17 protein-coding genes are annotated in these 23501 nt (G+C 69.0%); 7 read left to right on the top strand and 10 right to left on the bottom strand.

Annotated features, from left to right (window positions below; genetic code table 11):
* The first annotated feature begins 4 nt into the window (after positions 1–4).
* From VH569_RS21600 to VH569_RS21590, 3 genes are all read left to right on the top strand, one after another.
* Positions 5–1123 carry a DUF4384 domain-containing protein gene (locus VH569_RS21600; RefSeq protein WP_423317805.1) on the top strand — a complete coding sequence of 373 codons (1119 nt, stop codon included), beginning with the start codon at positions 5–7 and terminating at the stop codon, positions 1121–1123.
* Positions 1124–1130: 7 nt separating this feature from the next.
* The gene (locus VH569_RS21595; RefSeq protein ID WP_423317803.1) at positions 1131–3050 is read left to right on the top strand and encodes a CHASE2 domain-containing protein; all 1920 of its coding nucleotides are present in this window, start codon (positions 1131–1133) and stop codon (positions 3048–3050) included.
* Positions 3051–3311: 261 nt separating this feature from the next.
* A complete protein-coding gene (locus VH569_RS21590; protein ID WP_423317801.1) occupies positions 3312–6113 on the top strand; it encodes an SUMF1/EgtB/PvdO family nonheme iron enzyme in 2802 nt (933 codons plus the stop codon).
* Positions 6114–6119: 6 nt separating this feature from the next.
* On the opposite strand, the gene VH569_RS21585 is transcribed toward VH569_RS21590, so the two are convergent.
* The 5 genes from VH569_RS21585 to VH569_RS21565 all read right to left on the bottom strand — a co-directional run bounded on the left by VH569_RS21585 (position 6120) and on the right by VH569_RS21565 (position 9574).
* Positions 6120–6845 (bottom strand): hypothetical protein, encoded by a 726-nt coding sequence (locus VH569_RS21585; RefSeq protein ID WP_423317799.1) that lies wholly within the window; start codon positions 6843–6845, stop codon positions 6120–6122.
* Between the two features lie 103 nt (positions 6846–6948).
* A complete protein-coding gene (locus VH569_RS21580; RefSeq protein ID WP_098736430.1) occupies positions 6949–7659 on the bottom strand; it encodes a Crp/Fnr family transcriptional regulator in 711 nt (236 codons plus the stop codon).
* A gap of 273 nt (positions 7660–7932) precedes the next feature.
* Complete coding sequence (locus tag VH569_RS21575) at positions 7933–8280, bottom strand: hypothetical protein (RefSeq protein WP_423317797.1); 348 nt, start codon at positions 8278–8280, stop codon at positions 7933–7935.
* A gap of 33 nt (positions 8281–8313) precedes the next feature.
* On the bottom strand, positions 8314–8790 hold the full coding sequence (locus VH569_RS21570) for a hypothetical protein (RefSeq protein ID WP_423317795.1): 477 nt from the start codon (positions 8788–8790) through the stop codon (positions 8314–8316).
* A 241-nt stretch (positions 8791–9031) separates the two neighbouring features.
* On the bottom strand, positions 9032–9574 hold the full coding sequence (locus tag VH569_RS21565) for a hypothetical protein (RefSeq protein ID WP_423317793.1): 543 nt from the start codon (positions 9572–9574) through the stop codon (positions 9032–9034).
* A 224-nt stretch (positions 9575–9798) separates the two neighbouring features.
* On the opposite strand from VH569_RS21565, the gene VH569_RS21560 reads away from it, so the two are divergent.
* The 3 genes from VH569_RS21560 to VH569_RS21550 all read left to right on the top strand — a co-directional run bounded on the left by VH569_RS21560 (position 9799) and on the right by VH569_RS21550 (position 14148).
* Positions 9799–11670, top strand: coding sequence for a sensor domain-containing diguanylate cyclase (locus VH569_RS21560; RefSeq protein WP_423317791.1), 1872 nt, complete (start codon positions 9799–9801; stop codon positions 11668–11670).
* A gap of 173 nt (positions 11671–11843) precedes the next feature.
* Positions 11844–13610, top strand: coding sequence for an SLC13 family permease (locus VH569_RS21555; RefSeq protein WP_423317789.1), 1767 nt, complete (start codon positions 11844–11846; stop codon positions 13608–13610).
* A gap of 106 nt (positions 13611–13716) precedes the next feature.
* On the top strand, positions 13717–14148 hold the full coding sequence (locus tag VH569_RS21550; protein WP_244592406.1) for a CBS domain-containing protein: 432 nt from the start codon (positions 13717–13719) through the stop codon (positions 14146–14148).
* A 30-nt stretch (positions 14149–14178) separates the two neighbouring features.
* Here the strand turns inward: VH569_RS21550 and VH569_RS21545 are convergent, their stop codons facing one another.
* The 3 genes from VH569_RS21545 to VH569_RS21535 are packed head-to-tail and all read right to left on the bottom strand — an operon-like array spanning position 14179 to position 18911.
* On the bottom strand, positions 14179–14751 hold the full coding sequence (locus VH569_RS21545) for a DUF533 domain-containing protein (protein ID WP_423317787.1): 573 nt from the start codon (positions 14749–14751) through the stop codon (positions 14179–14181).
* A gap of 7 nt (positions 14752–14758) precedes the next feature.
* Positions 14759–15145 (bottom strand): response regulator, encoded by a 387-nt coding sequence (locus VH569_RS21540; RefSeq protein ID WP_423317785.1) that lies wholly within the window; start codon positions 15143–15145, stop codon positions 14759–14761.
* Positions 15138–18911, bottom strand: coding sequence for a PAS domain-containing protein (locus tag VH569_RS21535; protein ID WP_423317783.1), 3774 nt, complete (start codon positions 18909–18911; stop codon positions 15138–15140). The genes VH569_RS21540 and VH569_RS21535 overlap by 8 nt, the downstream gene beginning before the upstream one ends.
* Before the next feature lie 208 nt (positions 18912–19119).
* Here VH569_RS21535 and VH569_RS21530 point away from each other — a divergent pair, with 208 nt between their 5' ends.
* Positions 19120–20571 (top strand): aldehyde dehydrogenase family protein, encoded by a 1452-nt coding sequence (locus VH569_RS21530; protein WP_423317781.1) that lies wholly within the window; start codon positions 19120–19122, stop codon positions 20569–20571.
* 291 nt (positions 20572–20862) lie between these two features.
* On the opposite strand, the gene choX is transcribed toward VH569_RS21530, so the two are convergent.
* Both choX and betC read right to left on the bottom strand, forming a co-directional pair.
* Positions 20863–21855, bottom strand: a complete 993-nt coding sequence (gene choX / locus VH569_RS21525; RefSeq protein ID WP_423317779.1) for a choline ABC transporter substrate-binding protein — start codon at positions 21853–21855, stop codon at positions 20863–20865.
* A gap of 55 nt (positions 21856–21910) precedes the next feature.
* Positions 21911–23452 (bottom strand): choline-sulfatase, encoded by a 1542-nt coding sequence (gene betC / locus VH569_RS21520; RefSeq protein WP_423317777.1) that lies wholly within the window; start codon positions 23450–23452, stop codon positions 21911–21913.
* Positions 23453–23501 lie beyond the last annotated feature (49 nt).

The following is a 23501-nucleotide window of genomic DNA, read 5'->3' as shown; positions in this document are numbered from 1 at the left end:
GATCATGCCGAAGAGACGCTTTACCCCTTTGCTGGGTGCCGCCGTCCTCGCCCTCGGCTTCGGCCAGGACGCCGCGGCAGAGGCCGTGGTGGTGGCGTCGAGCGCGCCCGGCTATGTCCAGGGCCAGCTCGTTGCCGACGGGCAGGCGGTCAGGCTTCCCGACGGGGCGAATGCGACGCTGCTGTTCGCCAACGGCCGCCTGCTGCGGCTGCGCGGCCCCTATGACGGGGTTCCCGGCCAGACGGCGGACGGTGCTGTGTCGGCCCGTGCCGGTCCTGGCGACGACCGGTTCATGCAGAGCGACCTCGGCGCAGCGCGTACGCTGGGAAATCCGCTGGATGCGGCGCTGGAGAAGGCGCTGGCCATCGACCCGTCGGCATCCGGCACGCAATGCATCAAAACCGGCAGTTCCCCCCTGCTGCGGCGCCCGGCTGAGCCGGGACTGGACCGGCTGACGTTGCAGGCCGGCGGAGAACGCGCGGCGGTCGAATGGACGAACGGCAGCCCGGCCCCCTGGCCGCGGAGCCTGCCGCTTGCGGACGAGACGGACATCGGCATGCTGCGGCCGGATGGCACCCCGGTCGGCACCCTGCATCTCCGCATGGTGGAGGCCGCGGGCGGTGCGGCGCTGGCGGTCGGCCTAGCATCGGCCGGCTGCGCCGGGCAGAGCGGTGCCGCGATGGCGTCGCTGCGCGACGCGATGGTGCCGCTCGACGTCTTTCTGTCCGCCGATCCGGCCGGCAATGCCGCCTACCGGCCGGGTGAGGACATCCGCCTGCTGGTGCAGACCGACCGTGACGCCCATCTTTATTGCTATCTGCGCAACGCGCGCGGCCAGTTGATCCCGATCTTCCCGTCCGGTGCCACGATGAGCGCCCGTGTGATGGGCAATGTGCCGATCAGCCTGTCTGGCGACCGCATGCCGCTGCGCGCCGGGGATGCTCCCGCCGATCTGGAGGTGCGCTGCATCGCCACCAGCCGCAATCTGGACGGCGAGATTCCCGGCCGCGATGCCGCCTTCCGTCCCTTGGCCGAGGATGCCGCCGGCCAGCTCGACCGCGCGGTGTCCCGCCTGCGCGAGACGGAGGTGGCCTCCGCCCAGCTGATCCTGAAGGTTCGGTGAGGAGCGGATGGACGGCCCGCCGGCGAACCCCAGGGAAGGGCCGGAGGCTCCCGCCGTTGCGAAACCGGCGGTGCGCGACCCGCCGCCGGACCGTCGCGGCTGGTCGCGCCGCTGGCTGCCGGTGGCCGTCATGCTGGCGAGTGCGGTTCTGGCGCTTGCCGCCACGCGGCTGGTGCCGCCGCTGCGCACCGCCGACGAGAGCTTGAGCGACCGGCTGATCGCCGCAGCCGCCCCGGCGCAGCCACAGCATGCGGCCATCGCGCTGGTACTGTTCGGCGAGGACAGCTTCGCCGGCCTTGCCTGCCGGTCGCCGGTGGATCGCGGCATGCTGGCCGACATCGTCGGCGTGCTGGCGGCGGCCGGGGTCCGCGCCATCGGCATCGACGTGCTGTTCGACCAGCCGAGCCTTCCGGCCCTGGACGAGCGGCTGCGCCGCACCATGCTGGGGGCACCGGTTCCGGTGGTGGCGATCACCGCCCTGGAGCAGACGCCGCTGACCGAGCGGCAGCGCCGTTTCCTCGACCGCTTCACCGACGGGATGCCGCGCGGCCATGCCAATCTGGCGAAGGACCGGCTGGATGCCGCCGTGCGCTGGCATGTCCCCTTCGGCGGCGACGGCGCGCCGAGCCTGCCGGTTCAGCTTGCCCGCCTGGGCGGAGTGCCGGTTGTGCCGGGCGAGCCCTTCCGCATCGACTGGCATGGCCGGCCGGACGGCTCGACCGCCCCGTTTCCGATCTATCCCGCGGAGACTGTCGCCGTTTTGCCGAAAAGCTGGCTGGCCGGGCGGACGGTGCTGGTGGGCACGGCGCTGGCCGGCATCGATCAGCATCGGACGCCGCTGTCGTCGGCCGGTGCGTCGACGCCGGGGGTGGAGATCGAGGCGCATGTGCTGGCCCAGCTTCTCGATGGGCGGAGCAGCCCGCGCCTGCCATTCGCGGGCGAAGCGGCGCTGGCGCTGCTGATGGCGGCGGCCGGGGTGGCAGTGGCACTGGCCGGATTGCCCTTGTGGCTGGTGGCGGCGGCCGGACTGCTCGTTCCGGCTGCCGCCTGGACCGGCGCCAATGCGCTGTTCGCGGCGGGCGGGCCGCTGGTGCCGCTGGTGGCGCCGTCGCTGGCCTGGGGAGCGGGTCTCGCCGCCATGACCGTGCAGATGTCGCTGCGCGAACGGGCGGACCGGCGGGTCATGATGCAACTGTTCGCCAACCATGTCTCCCAACCGGTGGCGGAGGAGATCTGGCGCGAACGTGCGACCTTCATGACCGGCAGCCGCCCGCGTCCGCAGCAACTGACCGCCACCGTGCTGTTTTCCGATATCGAGGGCTTCACCACCATCTGCGAAGCGCTGGAGCCGGAACCGCTGATCCGCTGGCTGGAGGGCTATCTGGATGCGATGGTCCACATCGTCACCGCCAATGACGGGGTGGTTCTGCGCTTCGTCGGCGATGCGATTCTGGCGGTGTTCGGCGCGCCGGTCGCCCGGAGCACTCAGGACGAGATCGACGCCGACGCCCGCCGTGCGGTCTGCTGCGCCTTGCAGATGGGCCGGGAACTGGTGGCGTTGAACCGGCGGTGGCAGGCGGAAGGGTTGCCGCCGGTCGGCATCCGGGTCGGCGTGCACACCGGCCCGCTCGTCGCCGGCAGCCTTGGCGGGTTGCGGCACAGCGAATACTCACTTCTCGGCGACACCGCGAACACCGCCGCCCGGCTGGAGGCCTATGGCAAGCTGGTCGATGCCCGGACGTCGCGCCATTGCCGGGTCATCGTCGGCGATCCGACATGGCAGGCGGTGCGGCAGGGGGAGCAGCAGGCGGCGGGCGTCCGCTGCACGGCGCTGCCGGTGGGGGAGGTCGCGCTGAAGGGCAAGGTGAAGGCGGTGCGGATCTGGCTGTTGATCGACGATGAAGAGCCCGATAGCCGTCGGCGATAATCATCAGCATTAATCCTCGATACAGGAAGTAATCACTTCGGCCTGCCACCCCCTCTTTTGCCGGGTTCAGGCTCAAGGGGCGGCTTGGAATGGGTTTGAGCCATGGTATGCTTCCTTCCATCCATGGCGGGCTGCCGGCAATTTCCGAAATCGATTCGAACAGCCATCCGCTATGCGCCGCAAGCTTCGCCGGTGAGCCTACAGGTCGCATGCGACCGACGACGGAGTGCGGCGCCTCTTTGCACGGGTACGGAGGCGGGGATGGTGAAACCGGTCGGACCCTGCCGGACGATGGTCGCGGTGCTGCTCCTGTTGCTGGCGGCTGGGCTGCTGGCGCTGATGGGCCTCGGCGGGGGAGCGCTTGCGGCCGGTCCGGCCGCCACCGGGCAGACGCCTGCCGGTGCCGCGGCGGAAAGCCGGCTGGCGCTGGTGATCGGGGTCAGCAATTACCGCAATGCGCCGGAGCTGGTGAACCCGCGCAACGATGCGAAAGCCATCGGCGAGGCGTTGCGGGCACTCAACTTCACGGTGGACGAGCAGTACGATCTCGATGCCCGCGGCTTCGCCACCGCCTTGCGCCAGTTCGGCCTGAAGGCTTCGCAGGCCGACGTGGCGGTGATCTTCTATGCCGGGCACGGCATCCAGGTGAACGGCGTCAACTATCTGCTGCCGGCCGACGCCCAGCTGGAACGCGAACGCGATCTGGTCTATGAGGCGATCCCGCTGAACCTGCCGATGGGCGAACTGGCGGGCGCGCGCAAGCTCGGCATCCTCATCCTTGACGCCTGCCGCAACAATCCCTTCGTCGACCGCCTGACCCGCAGCGGGTCGAACCGCAACCAGGCCCATCCCGGCTTCGGCAGCGTCGACGACACGCCGAGCGACACGCTGGTGGCGATGGCGACCCGTGCCGACCAGCTGGCGGAGGACGGCACCGGCGACCATAGCCCCTTCAGCGCGGCGCTGCTCCAGCATCTCCAGACGCCGGGGCTGGAATTGAGCCTGTTCTTCCGCAATGTGCGCGATACGGTGAAGCAGGCCACCAGCGGCCGGCAGGAGCCGTTCGTCTACGGGTCGCTCGGCGCAACTCCCTTCTACTTCAACCCGCGCCCGCCCAACCGGCCGCCAGTGCTGGGAGAGTTGCGGGCGCTGACCGTGCTCGACCGTGCCGGCGCGGAGCCGCTGGGAGCCGGCAAGCCGACCGATCCCGACGACGACCAGATGTATGCCCGCATCACCGGACTGCCGCGCGGCGGCACCGTCCGCGTCGGGGAGCGCAGCGTGCTGATCGGCGACTATCTGACGGTGGAGCAGTTGGCGGCCACCAGCTTCAAGCCCGACGGCAGCTTCCGCGGCGATGCCGGCGCCTTCGAGTTCCTGGTGGCTGACGGGCGCGGCGGCATGACCACCGGCGCCATCCCCGTGACGATCAGGCCGAGCAACCAGCTCCCGGCGGTGGTGGCGGAGCGCAAGCTGCGCGTCGCCGGCAACCCGATGGGGATCGACGCCCCGTCCGACCCGGACGGCGACCCGCTGACCGTCACCGTCACCGCCGTGCCGGAGCGCGGCAGCGTCCACAATGGTGCGGCGGTGGTGAAGTCGGGCGACCGGCTGACCGTCCAGGCGCTGACCGGCCTGACCTTCGACCCGGAGGCCGCCGCCCCCGGTCCGGCCGGCACCCTGCGCTACAGCGTCGATGATGGGCGCGGCGGCACCGCCGCGGCGAGCGTGAGCGTGGAGATCGCGGCGCCCGGCACCGCCCCGGTGGCGGAGCTTGAGGACAGTGTGTGGAAGCGCATCCAGTCGAGCAAGGAGCCCGGCGACTATCAGGCCTTCCTGCAACTGTTCGGCAGCGGCAATTACGCTCCGTTGGCCCGCCGCCAGCTTGAAGCGCTGAAGATCGCCGGCAAACCGGCGGAGCCGCCGCCGAAAACGGAAGCCAAGCCGGAAGCGGCGATGGGGCCGGGCCTGGAGCCGGCCGAACCCGGACGCTACACCGTCATTGCGGACGGCATCCTGCGGGCGACCCCGGCCAATGGCGGGGCGCGGGTCGGCCGGGTGGCGCGCGGGGCCGCGGTGCAGGTGCTCGGCCGCGTGCCGGAAGGCGGGTGGTACCGCATCGCGCTGGAGGACGGCGCCCAGGGATTCGTCGCCGCCGCGCTGTTGAAGCGTGAAGCGCCCCCGGCGCCGGCAGCGGCCCAGGCCGCCGCTCCTCCGCCGGCCGAACCGCAGGTGGCGGCGACCGTGCCGCCGGCAGCACCGCAGCCAGCAACGCCGACTGGGCCGCCGGCTGCGCCGTCAACCGCGCCATCCGGGCCGACGAACGGCACTGCGCGCAATCATGGGTCGGGCAACAGCTTCCAGGATTGTCCGACCTGCCCGGTGCTGGTGCGGGTGCCGGCCGGCAATTTCATGATGGGGAACGACAAGGGCGACCCGTCGGAACGGCCGGTCCACCGCGTCACCATCGCCAAGCCCTTTGCGCTCGGCATGTATGAGGTGACGGTCGGCGAATGGCGCGCCTGCATCCAGGAGGGCGGCTGCACCGACATGCCGCGCATGACCAACCCGACCGATGGAACCCCCGTCCACAATCTGCATTGGCAGGATGCGCAGGCCTATGTGGCCTGGCTCAGCCGCAAGACCGGGCAGCGCTATCGCCTGCCGAGCGAGGCGGAATGGGAATTCGCCGCGCGGGCCGGCACCACCACGCCCTTCTGGTGGGGGGCGGAGGAGGGGAACCACGCCGACTGCGTCGATTGCGGCGGTCCGCACGAACATCTGACCCCGGCCGCCGCCGGCAGCTACAAGGCCAATCCGTTCGGCCTGCACGACATGAACGGCGGCGTGGCGGAATGGGTGGCCGACTGCTGGAACAAGAACTACCAGGGCGCCCCGGCCGACGGCAGCGCCTGGAATCAGGGGAACTGCCGCAAGCGGGTTCTGCGCGGCGGGTCCTGGCGCGACAAGCTGGAAGCCATCAATGGAACGATGCGCAACAGCTATGACATCGACGTGCGCTATCTCACCAACGGTTTCCGGGTGGCGCGGGAGGTGAACTGACGGGGATCAGCGCTGGACCGTGACCGTTTTCTGGGTCGCCCGGTTTCCCGTGCCGACGGCGGTGTTGGTCGTGGTGTTCACGTTGTTGAACTGGACGCCGCCATGGGCCAGCGCCGCGGGCAGATGCGGCAGCGGCCCGGCCGTGCTCATCAGCATGTCCAGTGTCGAAGGCCCGGCCGGCTTGGCGGTCGAAGCGGGGGCCGGAGCGGGGAGTGGGGCCGGTTCGGGCGCCGGTGCCGGGGCGGCGGTCTCCACCGGGCCGGCGCTGCCCGCCGCGGTGCCGTCGCCGAGCTGCTGCTGGCTGATGTTGCCGTCGCCGAAGGCGAAGTTCAGCGCGCTGTTGAAATTGTTCACGATGAAGGGGGCATCGATGATGGTGAAGCTGGGGTCGATTGGCTGCACCGGCGGCTGACGGCTGGCGGCCAGCGGCTGCCCCTTGTTGAAGCCGGCGAGATAGCCGGCATCGCCGCGGATGCGGGTGATCGCCTGCTGGTTCACGGAGGACCGGCGCACGGACGGGTTGGTGACCATCGCGCCGGGAGGGGCGCCGCGGGGCGTCGGATTCACCGACACCGGCAGGCGCGGTGTCTGGGCGAAGGCCTGCGCCATCGCCGCACCGGGGATCGGGCCGGGCGGAAAGGCGATGCCGCCGGTGACCTGGGCCGCAGCCGTCCCGGCGGTCAGCAGCAGGGCGGCGAATGCAGGTAGAAAGACGGTGCGGGACGACATCATCGCTGGCTCCCTCAGTGGCTGACGGCCGGGTGTGGGGAGCATCTTGAGGCTGATCGGAAAAGCGCGCTGTGGCGCGGCTCACAAGCGGCGTCGGATTGGCGTCTCAGCCGCAGGAGTCGGCGATGTCGTCCAGGGCGCCGGTGTCGCGGATAACGATATAGCCGGCATCCATCTCGATCACGCCGGCACGTTGCCACTCGTTCAGCAGCTTGTTGACGCTCTCGCGCGACACGCCGACGAGACAGCCCAGCTGCTGCTGCGACAGCTTGATGTCCAGCCGCAGCCCCTCCGGCCCCGGCTTGCCGAAGGCATCGCCCAGCCGCTTCAGAGCGCGGGCGAAGCGGGAGGGCGCCTCCAGGAAGAGGGTGTCCTCCAGATGCTCGCTGGTCTGGCGCAGCCGCTGGCACAGCACGCTGATGATGCGGAAGGCCAAATCCGGCCTTGCGGTCAATACCGGCATCAGCTGCGACCGGTCCAGCACCAGGAGGTCGGTTTCCTCCAGGGCCACCGCGTCGGCGGTGCGCGGCTCGCCATCCAGCAGGGCGATTTCGCCGAACAGGCCACCCTTGTTGATGATGCTCAGCACCAATTCCTTGCCGTCCATGGAATGGCAGCAGATCTTCACCCTGCCGCGGATAACCGCCATCATGCTGTCGCCGGGATCGCCCTTCTGGAAGATCATGGCGCCGCGCGCGTGGTGCGACAGCCGCGCAGCGGTCGCCAGACGATGCCTTTCCTCCCGCTCCAGATGCTTGAGCAGGAAATGTCCGGCAAGGACGAGATCCTTGTCGAAATTGATCCGTATCGCGGTCATGGCGGCCTCTTGGCTGAGCTTCGGCTGACGACGCGGGACTGATGGCGCAGGTGTGACGGCTTCGGTGTGACGATGCGGGGAATGGTACGCCGGCAACCGACCCGACCCCCGCCGTCAAAGGCGGTACGCCGTCGTCGGCGCTTCTGCCCCGTCCGTGTGCTGGCCGAATGCAAAAAGAGCGACCGGCGTCTGCCGGCCGCCCTTCGATTGCGGGATGGTGCGGTGGATCGTCCTTAGCGGAAGATGTCCTCCGGTTTCGCGGCTCTGCGGGGATCAGTCGATGTCCGGATCGTCATCGTCCTCCAGGGTCAGGGAGTGGGCCCGATGGTCGAAGGGGAACCCCCGGCGCTCGAGCAGGCTGTGCAGATCGGGGGTGACCGGGCGGGGAAGCCGCTGGATCTCCGTTTCTGGAACGGCCTCCGACTGCGGGTCGGATGGGGTGGCAGTACAGCGGGTCCGGCCGTTGTGCGTCACGCAGCTCAGCGTTCCCGACCCTCGCATGCAGACGGTCTTGCCGTTGACCGTCTGGCAGGAGAGGGAGTCGGCCTGCACCGGGGCCGAAACGGCCAGGACCAGCAGGGCGGGTGCGGCGAGGGCTAGGAGTGTCGGGAGCTTCGGCATCGGTGGCCTCCGGGATTGGAGGGAAAAGAGCGCTCAGCGGCGAAGGCCGGTCAGCGATTGGGCGGCGCTGTTGCCGATCCCGGCGGTGACGTTGGTGCCGACCCCGACATTGGTGCTGACCAGGGGGCCGCGGCCGCTGAAGTTCAGCCCGACCTGCACACCGCTGCCCTGGATGCCCAGCAGCCTCTGACCGGCGCTGTTGCCGATGCCGGCGGCGACGTTGGTGGCGGTGCCGACATTGGTGCTGACCAGCGGGCTGACGCCGCGGATGGGAGCACCGCCCCCGCCCTGAAGGAAAACACCCTGCTGCTGTGCCGAGTTGCCGATGCCGGCGCCGACATTGGTGGCGTTGCCGACGTTGGTGCTGACCAGTCCGGGCACCGCCATCATCGACGGCATGCCGGGGCCGGTCATTGGGCCGGTCAGGGGGCCGACGGGCTTGTTTTGCGCCAGGGCGGGCGTGGCAAGCAGCATGGCGGCGAGGGTACCCAGAACACAGGTGCGGATCATGGCGGGATTTCCTTCGGTTGGGGATGGGGCTTCGGGCTTGCCCGCCCGTGGGTCTTGGTGGCGTCCTTGTGGAAAGCTTAAGTGAAGTGCCGGACCGGCTTCTGTGAGTTGCCCCACAACGGCCGGCGGATTTCCCGCTGGAGTGCGGAGGGGCTTCCGGGGCTGCCGGCGGGCAGAAAAATGCTCCGGCCGTTGCCGGCCGGAGCGAGGTCAGGGAGGAAGCCGGGAGGAGAGGGGACGGTCAGCGCTGCCTCACCAGTGCGCTCTGTCCGGCGAAGTTGCCGACACCGGCCGACAGGTTCTGCATGTTGCTGCGGTTGAAGGGGCCGACCAGCCCGCCCGAACGCTGCAGCACCGTGCCGCTCTGCAAAGCGGTGTTGCCGATGCCGGCCGCCGTGTTGCCGACGTTGGCGGCGTTACCGCCGCTCAGCAGGCCGCCGCTCCGCTGCATCACCGTCGCCATCTGGCCGGCGTTGTTGCCGATGCCCGCCGCGGTGTTGCCGATGGTGGCCGCCGACCCGCCGTTGAACAGGCCGCCGCTCCGCTGCTTCACGAAGGCTTCCTGGTTGGCCGTGTTGCCGATGCCGGCGGCGAGGTTGGACACGGTGGCGCTGTTCGGGCCGGCGAAGGGACCCTTGGACTTCTGCATGACCAGCGCGCTCTGGTTGGCGGTGTTGCCGATGCCGGCCGCGGTGTTGGAGATGTCGGAGATGTTCTGGGCCATCGCCGGGGCGGCGAACAGGGCGAGCGAAGCGAAGCCGGTCAGCAGGGCGGTGCGGATCATGGTCTGTCTCCTGTTTTCGGGGCCGCGGGGTGCGGCGTGTTGCCGATGGACAGACCCTACCCAAACGCCGGATTCCCGGATGTGAGCCGCACCACAAACACCGGCGTTTTGTCGATTGGCGCGGTTTCGTGCCGCAAGAGCGCGGTCCTGCGGTTGGTCCCAATTGCGTGCCCAGCCTATCGGCGGGCATGGTTCCCTCCGAACGCTGTGCGATACGGGGCACCATGAAGCGGGTATGGGTCGCCACGACCCTCGGACTGATCATCCTGTTGAACGGCGTGCTCGGCGGCCTGCTCTCGGCGGAGCGCAGCGCCGACGTCCGGTCCATGGTGGATTTGGCCTCGCTCACCACCGCCCACAGCGCCGAGCATATGGACGAGGTGTTGGAGATCGCAGACCGTACCATTTCCGTGGTGTCGGAATTCATGCGGGTTTCCGAACGGATCGCGGACCTCGAAGAGTTCGACATCCATCGCCTTCTGGTCCATCAGCACCGGATCACACCGATCCTGCGAAGCCTTTTCGTCGTCAAACCGGACGGGCAGTTGACCCACGATTCCCGCACGCCGCATCCCGTTGGCGTCGATCTGCATGACCGCGACTATGTCCAGTATCATTTGAACGGCGGTGCGGACATCCTGTTCATCGGAAAGCCGGTCGTCAGCCGGACCGACGGCCAATGGATGGTGCCGGTCAGTCGCCGGGTCGAGGACCGGTTCGGCCGCCTTGTCGGAATCGTCACTGCGGCGCTCGACCCGGAAGTCTTCTCCGCGATGCTGAAAGCATTCCCGCTGCCGGAAGGCATGCAGGCGGCAATCGTTTCGCCGTCCGGTTTCGTGTTCGGATGCCTGCCCAGCATGGACTGCCTCGGCCGCTCGGCCGGCGACTGGCCGCTGTTCCTCCACCATGGGCAGGAACCGGGGACGACCACCAGCACGACGCGAGGCTCCATCCTGCCGGGTGTGTCCGGCCCCGGCGCCTATCAGGTCAGTCCCCGCTATGGCATCATCGCGGCGGCGAACATCGAAACCCGGGAGGCGATCGGCGGCTGGCTCGGACGCCTGCCGGTCTTTTTCCTGCTGGACCTGGTGCTGAGCGGCGGCGGGGCGGTGCTGTCCGCCACTCTCTACCGTCAGGTCACCCGGCGGCGGCGGGCGATGCTCCAGCTGGCCGAAGCCAACGCCCGGCTGGAGCAGCGTGTGGTGGAGCGCACGGCCGCCCTACAGCGCAGCGAAGAGCGGCTGACCGCCTTCGTCTCCACCGCGCGCGATGCGATGCTGGTGGTGGACGGCTCCGGCATCATCCAGTTTCTCAACCCTGCGGCAACGACCCTGTTCGGCTATGCCGCCGAGGATTTGATCGGCCGGACCATCGACCTGCTGCTGCCGTGCCAATTGCGCGACCTGCAGGATCCCGGTCACTTTGCGCCCCACGGACTTGGGGGGCAGGCCGGTGTCCGTGAACTGATGGCGCGCCATCGCAGCGGCGTGGAGTTTCCGGTCGAACTCACGCTCGGCGCGTCGCACAGCGAGGGAGAGGCGATCTACGTCGGCGTGCTGCGTGACATCCGCGAGCGCAAGCTGCAGGAAGAGAGGCTGTGGGAGCTGGCCAACCTTGATCCGTTGACCGGGTTGCTGAACCGTCGTGCATTCATGGGGCGCGGCGCCGAGTTGCTGGAGGAGGTCTGGCGGCAGGGCCGGCCGGTCAGCGTCCTGATGATCGACGCCGACCATTTCAAATCGATCAACGACGGCTTCGGGCATCAGGCCGGCGACGATGTGCTGCGTATGCTGGCCGACATCCTCCAGGCGGCGGTGCGCGGCGACGATCTTCTCGGGCGGCTGGGCGGTGAGGAATTCGCCATCATCCTGCCGGGCGCAGACGGTCCCGACGCCGACCGCATCGCCGAGCGGCTGCTGGCTGACGTCCGTCAGGCGCGGGTGGCCGTGCCGGGCCGTATGCTGGCCATCACCGTCAGCATCGGCATCAGCGTGATGCGGCGGCGCAGCACGCTGGACGACCTGCTGGCGGCGGCGGATCAGGCGCTGTATGCGGCCAAGACCGCGGGGCGGGACCGGCGGGCCATCGCCGCCTGAGGGACTGTACCAGGGTGCTGCGCAGGGGTGCCGTCTGAGGAGGCAACCTGAAAGTGCAGTTCGAAGCGACGGACGATGCGCATCCTGGTCATCCGGGCCTGAGCGCAGGCTTTGCGGGAACGCTGGTGGGGGGCACGGGGTTACCCTCGGGCACCTCAACGAACGGACCCCAGATGACCCTTCAGCAGTTCATGTCCTTCGCGCTGGTGGGCATCGTGGTGGCGATGCTGATCTGGAACAGGTGGCGGTTCGACGTGGTTGCGGTGCTGGCCCTGCTGGCCGGCGTGTTCCTGGGGCTGATTCCCGCGAAGGACGCCTTTTCCGGCTTTGCCGACGACATCGTCATCATCATCGCCTCCGCCCTGATCGTCAGCGCCGGGATCGCCCGGTCCGGGGTGATCGACGCGCTGGTCCGCCCGGTGGCGGCGAAGCTCAGCACGCCGACGCGGCAGATCGCCTTCCTGTGCGGATCGGTCGCCTTCATGTCGGCGCTGATGAAGAACATCGGCGCGCTCGCCATTTTCCTGCCGATCACCATGCAGCTGGCGCGGCGGCACCGGACGGGTGCGCACCGGGTGCTGATGCCGATGGCCTTCGCCTCGCTGATGGGCGGGCTGATGACGTTGGTCGGCACCTCCCCCAACATCATCGTGTCGCGCGTGCGGACGGAGATCGTCGGCCAGCCATTTTCCATGTTCGACTACCTGCCGGTCGGGCTGGGCATCACGGTCGTCGGGCTGCTGTTCCTGATGGTCGGCTGGCGCCTGCTGCCCCAGGACCGCAGCGGCGCCCGCTCGGCGGAAGAGACCTTCGCAGTCGAGAATTACGCCAGCGAGATGAGGCTGCCTGCCGGCTCCTCCTTCGTCGGGCGCACCGTCCGCGATGTGGAAGCCCTGGCGGAGGGCGAGGCGCAGGTGATCGGCCTGATCCGCGAACGCTTCCGCCGCTATGTGCCGGACAAACACTGGACCCTGATGGCCGACGACGTGCTGGTGCTGGAGGGCGACGCCCCCGCCCTGCAACGCCTCGTCCAGGGCGCATCGCTGGAGCCGCTGGGCATCCTGGAGGGGGCGGAGGGCGAACTGCTGGCGGTGGAGGCGGTGGTGACGCCGGACTCGCCGCTGGCCGGCAAATCGGACCGCTCCCTGGATCTGCGCCGGCGTTTCGGCGTCAGTCTGCTGGCGGTCAGCCGGACCGGCGAGCGGCTCGCCCGGCGCCTGCACCATGTGATGTTCAAGGAGGGTGACCTGCTGCTGTTGCAGGTGCCGGCGGAGCGCTATCCGGATGCGCTGGCCGACGCCAGCCTGATCCCGCTGGCGGAGCGCAGGCTGCAGCTCGGCCGGCGCCGCCCGGTCTGGGTGCCGGTCGGCATCCTGGTCGTCACGATGCTGGTCCTCGGCTTCCATCTGGCACCGCTGGCGGTCACCTTCCTGGCGGCGGCCGCCGCGATGATCGTCACCGGCGTGCTGAGCGTCGAGGATGCCTACCACGCGGTGGAATGGCCGATCATCGTCCTGCTGGCGGCACTGATCCCGGTCAGCGGCACGCTGGAGAGCACCGGGGCGACGCAGGTCATCTCCACCCTGCTGGCCGACGCCGCGCGCGGCCTGCCGGCGGTGGCCTGCGTGGCGCTGATCATGGCGGCGGCGATGGCGGTGACGCCGTTCCTGAACAATGCCGCGACGGTGCTGGTGATGGCGCCCATCGGCGCGGGCGTGGCGCAGCAGCTGGGGCTCAGCCCCGACCCGTTCCTGATGGCGGTCGCGGTCGGCGCCGGCAGCGATTTCCTGACGCCCATCGGCCACCAGTGCAACACGCTGGTGATGGGGCCGGGCGGCTACCGGTTCGGCGACTATCCGCGGCTGGGCGTGCCGCTGTCGCTGATCATCCTGGCGCTCGGCACTTGGCTGATCGTGACGTTTTGGCCGCTGGGCGGCTGAGAGGAGCGGCTGAGAAGGGTGGGGAACAACGGGAAGCCGGGCTCCGTTGCCCAAGCCCGGCCCCAGGTCAAATGTCCGGATGGCCTGAACAACGAGGATTACGACCGTGCTGGTTTCCGAGATCATGGCGAAGGCGCTGGAGTTCATTTCACCCGACGCCACCGTGCAGGACGCCGCGACGCTGATGGGGGAACTGGATGTCGGCGCCCTGCCGGTCGGATCGGCCGACGACCTCGTCGGCATCCTGACCGACCGCGACATCCTGTTCCGCGTGGTGGCGGAGGGCGGCGACAACACGCGTGTGCGGGTGCGCGATGTGATGTCGAGCGCGCTGTTCAGCTGCCGCGACACCGACACGCTGGCCACCGCCATGGACATCATGGGCGCCTATCACGTGCGCCGCCTGCCGGTGCTGGACGAGGGCGGGGTGGTCGTCGGCTGGCTGACGCTGAGCGACATCTCGCGCCGCATGCTGCTGGACACCGACACCATCCGCGAAGCGCTGAGCGAACTCAGTGCCAGCGGGCAGGATGTGTGAGGGGAGGACGAAAGTCCCCCGCCATTCCCTTTACAGCCGCAGCCCCATCTGGCGGTTCAGCCGGACAACCAGATCGGCGGGCAGGCCCAGGCGCTGGGCGAGATAGCGCAGGTAGGAGCGGTTGATCGGCGCGTTCTTGTCGACCGTCGCCAGGGACACGGCGTAGAAACGCGCGGCCAGCCGCGGGGTGTCGATCCGGCGGACCAGCTCCTCCAGGCATTGCGGTTGGTCCACCAACTGCTCCAGCCGGCTCCGGGCCTCCTCGTCGAGGCTGCTGGTGCCGAGCCTGCTCCGAATCCGGCCACGTTCAATCGCATCCAGCTCACCGTCGGCCTGGGCGGCGGCCGACATGGCAAGGACCAGCAGATGGGTCTCATCCGCGTCGGCGGTCCGGAAGTCGGTGGGTGCGCGGTCGAGCAGCTGGTGGCGGTTGCGCAGATGGGCGTCGAGGATCTGCCGGCCCAGCATCGCATGCAGCGCCGGCTCGTGGCCCAGACGGGACTTCGGCGGAGCGGGATCGGCCGCGAGGGCGGCATCCGGAGTTGGCGCCTCGGGCGCTCCGGCGAAAAGGCGCTTCAGCAGGCCGAGGGGGGCTTGGGTCATTCCGCGGTTACTCCCCGGCCGTTTGCGGGCGGCGCTGCATGGCGGTGTCGATCTGGGTCAGCAGGCGGGAGAAATCGACCGGCTTGGGGTGATAGTCGTCGCAGCCGGCCTGCAAGGTCTTCTCGCGGTCGCCGGACATGGCGTGGGCGGTCAGCGCGATGATCGGGATGCCGGCGGTCTCCTGCCCCGCCTTCAGCTCGCGGGCGGCGGTCCAGCCGTCGATGACGGGCAGGTTCATGTCGAGCAGGATGACATCGGGCCGCTCGCTGCGCGCCATGTCCACCCCCTGCCGTCCGTCGAAGGCGAGAACGACGTCGAACCCGCGACGTTTCAGCCGGCGCGACAGGAAGTCCCAGATTTCCTCATGATCCTCGACCAGCAGCAGCTTAGCCATCGGTACCTCCTGTTCCGTTCGTCGCGCCGGCGTCCATACTCCGGTCCTGGGGGCTCCGTTCCTGAGGGCCCCGGTCGGGGGGAGCGGGCCGCAGGCGGGCGATCGCTTCCTTCAACTCCTCGATCACTCCATCCGCTCCGTCCTCTGCCATCGGGATGATGTCCTGCACCCGGCCGCGCAGTTCCTCCGTCTCGTCGCGTCCGATTGGCTGGGCGACGACGACGATGACGGGGATGTCCCGCCAGTCCGGGTTGCGGTCCAGCGCCTTGAGGAAGGCGAAGCCGTCCAGTCCGGCCATGACGGGGTCGAGCAGGATGACCGTCGGCAGGGTGGTGGCGAGACGGCTGAATGCGTCTTCCTCCGTTTCGGCCTCGGCGATCTGCCAGCCGTCGCGGCCCAGTTCGGCGGCCAGCAGGGTGCGGGTCTCGTCCGCCTCCATCATAACCAGCGCCGTGCCGGGCGCCTGCCCGCCGAGGCCGCTCAGCACCCGGTGCAGGCGCTGCCAGTCCACCGGCTTGGTGAAATAGTCGGCGGCTCCCAGCGACAGGGCCAGCCCCTTTTCCCGGCGCGACGAGATGATGATGACGGGAATGTCGGCAAGGTCGGGTTCGGCCTTCAGCACCGACAGCACCGACCAGCCGTCGGTCCGCGGCATCATCACGTCCAGCAGGATGGCGCGCGGGCGGATTTGCCGGGCAATCGACAGGCCGGTCTGCCCGTCGGCGGCCAGAGCCACGCCGAACCCCTCGCGGTGCAGGAAACGGGCGAGCAGCTCGCGCATCGCCTGTTCGTCGTCGATGATCAGGATCGTCTCGCGGGCGGCCTGGGACGGCGTGACCTCGTCCACGCTCAACGGGTCGGCATCAGTGGAGCCGGCCAGACGGCCGTGCCGCAGGTCGGCGGGAAGGCGGAGCGTGAAGCTGGTGCCCTGGCCCGACGCCGTGTCGACGGAAATCCCGCCGCCCAGCATGTCGGCGAAGGCCTTGGTGATCGCCAGCCCGAGCCCGGTCCCGCCGAAGCGCCGGGTGGTCGAGCTGTCGGCCTGCATGAAGCGTTCGAACAGCCGGCGGACCTGTTCCGGCGTCATGCCGATCCCGGTGTCGGTGACGCGGAAGACGACCATGTCGGCGGTCGTGTCGTCATCCGCGTCGAGCGGGCCGGGAGCCGCCCGCTCGACCGACAGGGTGATCGTGCCGTCTTCGGTGAATTTCGCCGCGTTGCTCAACAGGTTGAACAGGCACTGGCGCACCTTCACCACGTCGGTGTGCATGGTGCCGAGCCCGTCCGCCACCTCCACGGCCAGCCGATTGCCCTTCTTCGACACCAGCGCCTCCACCGTCGCGGCGACCTCGCGCGTCAGCTCGGCGATGTCGGCGTCCTCGCCGTGCACCTCCATCTTGCCGGCCTCGATCTTCGAGATGTCGAGGACGCCGTTGATCAGGTTCAGCAGGTGGCGGGCATTCGCCTCGATCTTCTCCAGATCGGGCAGCATGCTGTCGACGCCGAGGTCGGCCAGCTCCTCCTCCAGCATTTCGGTGTAGCCGATGACCGCGCTGAGCGGCGTGCGCAGTTCGTGGCTCATGTTGGCGATGAACAGGCTCTTGGCCCGGTTGGCCTCCTCCGCGGTGAAGCGGGCGGCTTCCAACTCCTCCTCCGCCCGTTTGCGCACGCTGATGTCCTGCATGGCGCCGATCATCCGCAGGGGCTGGCCGATGGGGCTGCGCAGGACGAAGCCGCGGTCGAGGATGCTGGCATAGCTGCCGTCGGCGCGGCGGAAGCGGTATTCGTCGTTCCAGCGCGTGCCGCCGCCGTCGATCACCGCATGGATGCCGGTCACAACATGGTCCTGGTCGTCGGGGTGGATGTGGTCCATCCACCAGGAGGCGGAGGTCTCGCCGGTGTCCGCGCCATAGCCGAAGAGAGTGCGCACCGCCTCGTTCCAATGGATGCGGTCGGACGACAGGTTCCAGTCCCAGATGGCGTCGTTGGTGGCCTGCGCCGCCAGCCGGTAGCGCTCTTCCGTCTCGCGCAGCGCCTCCTCGGCGCGGCGGCGGGTGGTGATGTCGGTGTGGACGCCGACCCATTCCTGAACCGCGCCACCGGCGTCGAGCAGCGGCACGGCGCGCACCAGCATGTCGCGGTAGACGCCGTCGTAGCGGCGCAGGCGGTGTTCGGCCTTGTAGATGGTCCGTCCGGCCCGCGCGGCGCGCCACGCTTCCGAGGTGTGGGGGCGGTCGTCGGGATGGATGGCCTCGACCCAGCCGATGCCCTTCAGCTTGTCGAAGGTCTGGCCGGTGAAGTTGCTCCAGCTCGGCTGCGGGGCCTCGAAGCGGCCGGCGCCGGAGGTGTACCAGACGATGGCGGCGGTCGCCTCCACCAGCGAGCGGAAGCGTTCCTCGCTGAGGCGCAACTTCTCCTCCGCCCGCTTGGCGTCGGTGGTGTCCCAGGTGACGCCGATCAGCGTCAGGCTGCGTTCCGGCGTGCTGTCGGTCACGACGCCGCGCGCCACCGCCCAGCGGATTTCGCCGGACGGCAGCAGGATGCGGAATTCGGCGTCATACTCGCCGCGCTCCCGCCGGGCGGTGTCGATGATCCCGCCGATCCGCGGCTGGTCGTCGGGATGGACGCGGCCGGTCACGTCGGAGCCGTTTATCGGCTGATCCGCGGTGAAGTCGAAGATCTCGCGCAGCCGGCCGTCGGCCTCGATGCGGTCCTCCTCCAAATTCCACGACCATGCGCCGATCCGCGCGGCGCGCAGCGCCAGTTGCAGCCGGCGTTCCGCCTCCATGATCCGGGATTCGGCCTTGCGCTGCTCGGTCACGTCGGTGTTGGTGCCCAGCCAGCGCAGGATGCGCCCATCCGGGCCGCTCACCGGGACGGCGCGCGACAGGAACCAGCGGTACCGGCCATCCCTGCCGCGCAGGGGGAAGGTGTCCTCCCACGGCTCGCCCGTGCGGATGGCGCGGAAGAAGCCGTCGGAGGCCCGTTCGACATGGTCGGGATGGTGGACGCTCCGCCAGTTCCAGCCCTCCGTCTCGCCCGGCCCGGCGCCGGTATAGTCGTACCAGCGCCGGTTGTACCAATAGATCGCACCGCTGGCATCGGCCATCCAGGTCAGCTGCGGGATCAGGTCGGCGAGGCCGCGGAACTGGGCTTCGTTTTCGCGCAACAGGGCTTCGGTGCGGCGGCGCTCGGCGGCATCGTTGGCACGGTCGATGGCGCCGCCCAGCAGGTTGGCGACCCCCTGGAGGAAGGCGGCGTCGGCGGCGTCAAAGCGGCCCTCCCGGCTGCTGTCAACCTCCAGCACGCCGAAGGGCGCGCCCTCGCCGCGGATAATGACGTCGATGGCGCGCCTCACCCCATGGTCGGCCAACAGATCGGGGCAGCGGAATCGGGACTCGGCGCCGAGGTCGTTGGCGATGACCGGCTCGCCGGTTTTCAGCGCATAGCCGGCAGGGGAGGCGAGGTCGGCGCCGACCGACCGCTTGCCGACCACGCCGGGACGCCAGCCGACACCGGCGCGGACCAGCAGACGCTCGGTGCCATCCGCCTCCTTCACCCGTTCCAGCGCCTTGCAAAATTCGGCCTCCAGCGCTTCGGCGCAGAGGGATGTGGCCTGCTGCAACAGGTTGGCGATGTCGGTGCTTTTCAGGGCGGCCATGCCGAAGCGGGCCAGCAGGTCGTGCTGCCTCTCCCTGCGGGTGAGGCTGGCGGCAAGCTGGCTGCTGGACGGGGTGTCGGTCGGGGACGTTCGGTCGGGGGGCATGAACCATGGACTGGCGGGGAGGGACAGCAATGGAAACAGCCGGCGGCGCCATTCGTTCACGGCGGCGTGCTGGGTACTCCTGACAGGAACGGCGTGTTGCGGCTTCCGGTCCGTCGTGCAGAAGGCTATTTTCATTCGACCTGCGGAGCGGCTGCTCCGGTCCCTGGTCAGGCAGCCGTTCCCGCCACTGTACGAACACGAGGCATGGATGTCGAACAGCCTGAAATTCTACATCGACGGCGCCTGGGTGGATCCGGCGAACGGGCCCGCGACCGGGACGGCGGGCGGCGCGACGCTCGACGTGATCGATCCGGCGACGGAGGAGGCCTTCGCCACCATTGCGATGGGCACAGCGGAGGATGTCGACCGGGCGGTCGCCGCGGCCCGCGCCGCCTTCCCGGCCTTCGCCGCCACCTCGCGCGAGGAGCGGCTCGCCCTGATGCGGCGTCTGCTGGAATGCTACAAGGCGCGCTACGACGCCGTCGCGGACATCCTGTCGCGTGAGATGGGGGCGCCGAAGACCCTGGCCCATCGCTCGCAGGCCGCCATGGGAACCGCCCACCTCTCCCGGATGATCGAGATACTGGAAGGCTTCGCGTTCGAGGAACTGCGCGGCCCCACCCTGATCAGCAAGGAGCCGATCGGCGTCGTCGGCATGATCACGCCATGGAACTGGCCGATCAACCAGATCATGTGCAAGGTGGCGCCGGCGCTGGCCGCCGGCTGCACCATGGTGCTGAAGCCAAGCGAGATCGCCCCGCTCAACGCCGTCGTCTTCGCCGAAGCCGTCCATGAGGCCGGCGTGCCGAAGGGCGTCTTCAACCTCGTCAACGGCGACGGGCCGACGGTGGGCGAGGCCATCGCCCGCCACCCGGGCGTCGACATGGTGTCCTTCACCGGATCGACGCGGGCCGGCATCCTCGTCGCCAAGGCGGCGGCCGACACGGTCAAGCGCGTGCATCAGGAACTGGGCGGCAAGTCCGCCAACATCATCCTGGACGATGCCGACCTGAACCGCGCCGTGAAGCTGGGCGTCGAGGGCTGCATGAACAACAGCGGCCAGTCGTGCAACGCGCCGACCCGGATGTTCGTGCCGGCCGCCCTGCACGGCCAGGCGGTGGAGATCGCCAGGACCACGGCCGAGCGGCTGAAGGTCGGTGCGCCGTCCGCCGCCGACACCCGGCTCGGTCCGGTCGTCAGTCAGGTCCAGTACGACAAGATCCAGCGCCTGATCGAGACCGGCATCGCCGAGGGCGCCGACCTCGTCACCGGCGGCCCCGGCCGTCCCGAGGGGCTGAACCGCGGCTATTATGTCCGCCCGACGGTCTTCGCCAACGTCACCGACGACATGACCATCGCGCGCGAGGAGATCTTCGGCCCGGTGCTGGCGATCCTCCCCTACGGCAGCGAGGAAGAGGCGATCCGCCGCGCCAACGACACGCCCTATGGCCTCGCCTCCTATGTGCAGTCGGGCTCGCTGGAACGTGCCCGCAAGGTGGCGGCGCAGATGCGCAGCGGGAATGTCTATATCAATCATCCGGCCTGGGATGCCGGCGCGCCCTTCGGCGGTTACAAGCAGTCGGGCAACGGGCGGGAATATGCCGATTTCGGGCTGGAGGAGTTCCTGGAGATCAAGGGGACCGTCGGCTACGCGCCCTGAAATCCACTTGTGATGGAGCCGTATGCTCCATCATTCCCGGTGAGGCCGGCCGCCCATGGTTGGGTGGCCGGCCAGGGTGCGCTGACCTGCGCGCCTCAGAACGACCGGATCATGGAAACGAGCATCCTTTGTGCGCTCCAGCCTCATCGTCGGCCGGAGGGGCCGCGCATGTAATGGCGTTCGGGCCGGTAGGATGGACGGAACCAGGACGGGAAGCGGGCCCGGACCCATGCACGCAACGCGGCGAGCATGTCGTTCATCTCCTTGTCGTTTTCATCTCGTTCGGTTGCATCACTTCAGGCCCAATGCCGTGCGCACGGCCGTTGCGGCGTCCTTGCCGTCGCGGGTCGACACGCCGGCCAGCCAGGGTCCGAGCAGGTCGGGATGTGCCTTCAGATGGTCGGCCGTAGCGTCCTTGGGAGCCTTCTTGTCGTCCGTGATGGCGGCCATGATCTCGTTCTCCATCCCGACGGTGAAGGCGAGCTGGCTGAACAGGCGGTAGACATTCGTGCAGTCGGCGCCGTAGGCGCGCCGGGACAGGGTATTGACCGTCGTGCTGCCATAGTTCGGGCCGAAATAGGCGTCGCCGCCGCTGAGATAGGTCATGTCGATCCGGGTGTTCATCGGGTGCGGCTGCCAGCCGAGGAAGACCACCCAATCCTTGCTGCGCGTCCGGCGCACCGCCTGGGCCAGCATGGCCTGCTCGCTCGATTCGACCAGGGTCCAGCCCTCCAGCCCGAAGTCCTTCTTGTCGAGCATGCGCTGGATGTTCTGGTTCGCCGGCGCGCCCGGCTCGATCCCGTAGATCTTCTTTTCGAACCGGTCGCCGAACTTGGCGAGATCGGCGAAGCTGTGCACGCCGGCATCGGCCACCGCCTTCGGCACCGCCAGGGTGAATTTGGCGTTCTCCAGGTTCGGGCGCACGATCTCGACGGATTTCTCGGCGATCAGCTTGTCGAGGAAGGTGGATTGGGCCGGCATCCAGTTGCCGAGGAAGACATCGATCTGCGCGGTCTTCAGCCCCTGGAAAATGATCGGCACGGCGACCGTCTCGATCTTCTGCTGGTAGCCCAGCGCGCTCAGCAAAGTGCCCGCCACCGCGTTGGTCGCGGTGATGTCGGTCCAGCCGGGGTCCGCCATCCTCACCGTCTGGCAACTGGCCGGTTCCGCGGCCGCCACTGAAGAGGGCAGCGAGCCGGCCGCCATCCCGAACACGGCCATCAGGCCGGCCAGCGCCACACGCCCTGCCGTCAAACCGCCGATTGCAACCCCGGGTCCATGCATGCTGCTTTCCCTCCTGTCGGTTGACGGTCGAGGTCCGACGCGCTGTCGCGCCGTCCTATTGTGCGGGGGCGCCGGGGCGCGGGAAGCGCGCCATGGCTTCCAGATCGTCGAGATCCAGATGATTGCGCATATAGCTGGTGCCTGCATCGGTGAAAGGCTGGAAATCCCAGGAGCGGTGCTGCCCCTGCCGCAGCGCGTCGCCGACCAGAAGGCGCAACTGCTGGCTGGCGACAACCTCCTCATGAAGGCGCGCCAGATTCCAGCGTTGCTCCACTTCGGCGCGGTAGCTTTGCAAGGCATCAGCCGCTGCCGAACCGGCGGCAGGCTGCTCCGCCCGGTTGGTCAGCTCGTCCGGGTTGTCGGACAGGTCGTAGAGCTGGTCGGGGTCGGCCGGCGAGTGGATGAATTTTTCGCTGCCGCGCCGGATCATCACAATCGGGGCCACGGCGCCTTCGCCCAGATATTCGCCGATCACCTCGTCGTGGCCGCCGCTGCGCTGAAGGTGCGGCAGCAGGCTGCACCCGTCGATGGGCGTCCGCAGGCCCGGCGCCGCCCCGTCATGGGCAAGGTCGACCAGGGTCGGCAGCAGATCCATCGACGAGACCGAGGCGGCGACCCGCCCGGCCTGGAACCAGCCCGGCGCCCGGACGATCAGCGGGATGCGGCAGGCGGACTCGAAGAAGCTCATCTTGTACCACAGGCCGCGTTCGCCCAGCATGTCGCCATGGTCGGACAGCAGGACGACGATGGTGTCCTCGGCCAGCCCGGTTTCCTCCAGCACGGTCATGAGCCGGCCGATCTGGTCGTCCACATAAGCGACGGACCCGTAATAGGCACGGCGGGCATTGCGGATCTGCCGTTCGCTGAGCGGCATCTCGTCCATGGCGCAGACATGGCGCAACCGCCGCGAATGCGGGTCCATCGCCTCCGGTGCCAGGGTGACGCGCGGCAGCGGCACCTCCTCGTCGGTGTGGCGGTTCCAGTAGCGCTCGGTGATGGCATAGGGGTCGTGCGGATGGGTCAGCGACACCACGAAGCAGAAGGGCCGTTCCCGCCGGCCGCGGGCGATGTCGTACAGCTTGCGCTCCGAGGTGAAGACCACCTCCTCGTCGAAGTCGAGCTGGTTGGTGCGCAGGCAGGGACCGGCATCGCGCACCGAACTCATGTTGTGATACCAGCTCGGCCGTTCATCGGGCCGGGTCCAGTCCGGCGTCCAGCCGAAATCGGCCGGATAGATGTCGGTGGTCAGCCGCTCCTCGAAGCCGTGCAACTGGTCGGCCCCGCAGAAATGCATCTTGCCGGACAGGATCGTCCGGTAGCCCGCCAGCCGCAGATAATGGGCGAAGGTGGGGACGGTCGACGGGAATTCGGCGGCGTTGTCGTAGGCGCCGATGGCCGAGGGCAGCCGTCCCGACAGGAAGACATAGCGCGATGGCGCACAGAGCGGGCTGTTGCAGTAGGCGCTGTCGAACACCACGCCGCTCTCCGCCAGCCGGTCGATGTTCGGCGTCCGCACCGTCGGGTTGCCGTAGGCGCCGAGCGCCTGCGGGATCATCTGGTCGGCCATGAGAATGAGGATGTTGGGACGCCGCGCCATATCCGCCTGCTTCATACCGTCTGTGGACAGATCGTTCGAGGAGGATAGA

Origin of the sequence: Azospirillum sp. 11R-A, from assembly GCF_049472615.1 — a bacterium.
Classification (GTDB): Bacteria; Pseudomonadota; Alphaproteobacteria; order Azospirillales; family Azospirillaceae; genus Azospirillum; species Azospirillum palustre.
Note: the sequence above shows the minus strand (reverse complement) of the source record. Positions and strands in the feature narration are given on the sequence as shown.